This is a genomic window from Oleiphilus sp. HI0086, assembly GCF_001635225.1.
In genome coordinates this window covers 1-1,618 of the sequence record NZ_LWFZ01000596.1, presented here as the reverse complement: position 1 = coordinate 1,618, position 1,618 = coordinate 1, and the positions used below count along the sequence as shown (strand labels likewise).

The following is a 1,618-nucleotide window of genomic DNA, read 5'->3' as shown; positions in this document are numbered from 1 at the left end:
CAGCATCTCGTGCGTTTGTTTGTAATAAGCTCGCAGGAAGAAAGCTCGACTATTGCTTAGCTTGAAGTAAGCAACTTGAAGGCAGCACTTCCGACCATTGATCGTGGCGAAATCTTCGCCCCAATCAAACTGGAATGCTTCGCCTGGTGCAAAAGTCAGTGGAACATAGACTCGCTTAGCGGCAGTGCTCTTTGCTTCATGTTGCTCTTGTCGCCACTGCCGTGCAAACGCAGCAACACGATCATAGGAACCGGTGTAACCCAGTTGTACTAAATCCTGGTATAGCTGCTTGACTGACTTACGCTGCTTTCGATGCTTTTTCACCTCACGGTGAAGCCAGCAGGTTAAGGTCTTCTCGTAGTCATCCAGCTTACTCGGCGACTTCCTTGCAGGGTAGCTTGGGTCTAAATTTCTATTATTGAGGTATTTACGAACAGTATTTCGTGACAATCCGGTCTTCCGAGCAATCGATCGAATCGATTGTCCCTCCCGAATATGCCAGCGTCGAATTACGCTTAGTAGAGCCACGTCTATCACTCCATTTTCTCCTGCTTTGCTGAAGCAGGGATAGGTTTATACGTGGGTCAAAATTCGATGCAAATATATGGCTTTAGTGGGTCAGTTTTGGGTGCAAATCAACACTTTGACCTTTAGGTCAAAGAATGAGCAGAGACAAACGGCTATCAATTCTCACTGCCGCGGAAATCGAGGATTTATACAGCGTTCCTTCCTTCAACGAGTCTTATCAGCGGTTTTACTTCGCGCTAAATGATAAAGAACTTGCGGAGCTATCCAGAATACGGCAACGCAAGTACCGTTGTGTTGCCGTTGCATTGTTGGGCTACTTCAAATGCAAACCGATCCTGCTCAACCCGAGTTATAAATCCATGCAGGATGACTTGGCATTTATTGCGCGATTTCACTTTAAAGACCTCAAGTTTCGGCGCTTTAGTTTGAAAGCGGACCAAAAATCCCGCATCTATGAGCGTGTTTTATCAATTGCTGGAGTCAACAGCTGGAAAGATAAGCAACATCAACCCCGGCTTGTTGAACATTTGCTGGTCTGCGCTGAAAGCTGGGTGGCACCCCGCGCACTCTTTGACGCAGCAATCGAGTACCTGGCCCACCAGAAGATCGCCATTCCTGCCTATAGTACCCTGCAGAAGATCGTCAGTCAGGTGATTAATCAACATCAGCAACGATTGTATGATCAGATCAATGCCGCTTGCAGCCAAAGCTTAAAGAATATGCTGCAGACACTGGTTTCCGATGAAGACCACTTTACATTGAAGCAGCTGCGCGGGAGCGCTCGCAACTTCACCGGTACCGAGCTGCAGAAAGAGCTGGCGGTGTATAACCATATTCAACCGCTAATGGAGGATGTGACGACTGTACTCGACTCGCTTTCTCTGTCCCAGAAAAACCAGCATCACTATGCCGAACGGGTTGATTATTACGGTGCTAAACTTAAGCGTCAGTCGCCTGCTAACCAATGCTTGTACCTGCTGTGCTATCTGCAGTCTCGGTACCAGCAGGGCTTGGAGCGCATTGCGGAAGGGTTCATCCATCACACTCGACAGGTGAAGCAACGAGCGCATCAGATGGCGCAGGAACGGGT

At 48.3% G+C, this 1,618-nt stretch carries 1 protein-coding gene and 1 pseudogene; one reads left to right on the top strand and one right to left on the bottom strand.

Annotation, left to right across the window (positions count from 1 at the left end; translation table 11 throughout):
- Positions 1-537, bottom strand: a pseudogene (locus tag A3756_RS07130) (IS21 family transposase); the annotation flags it as partial.
- 125 nt (positions 538-662) lie between these two features.
- Between A3756_RS07130 and A3756_RS07125 the strand changes: the two are divergent.
- Positions 663-1,618: DUF4158 domain-containing protein (locus tag A3756_RS07125; protein ID WP_156490342.1), on the top strand; the 956-nt coding region annotated here is incomplete at its 3' end.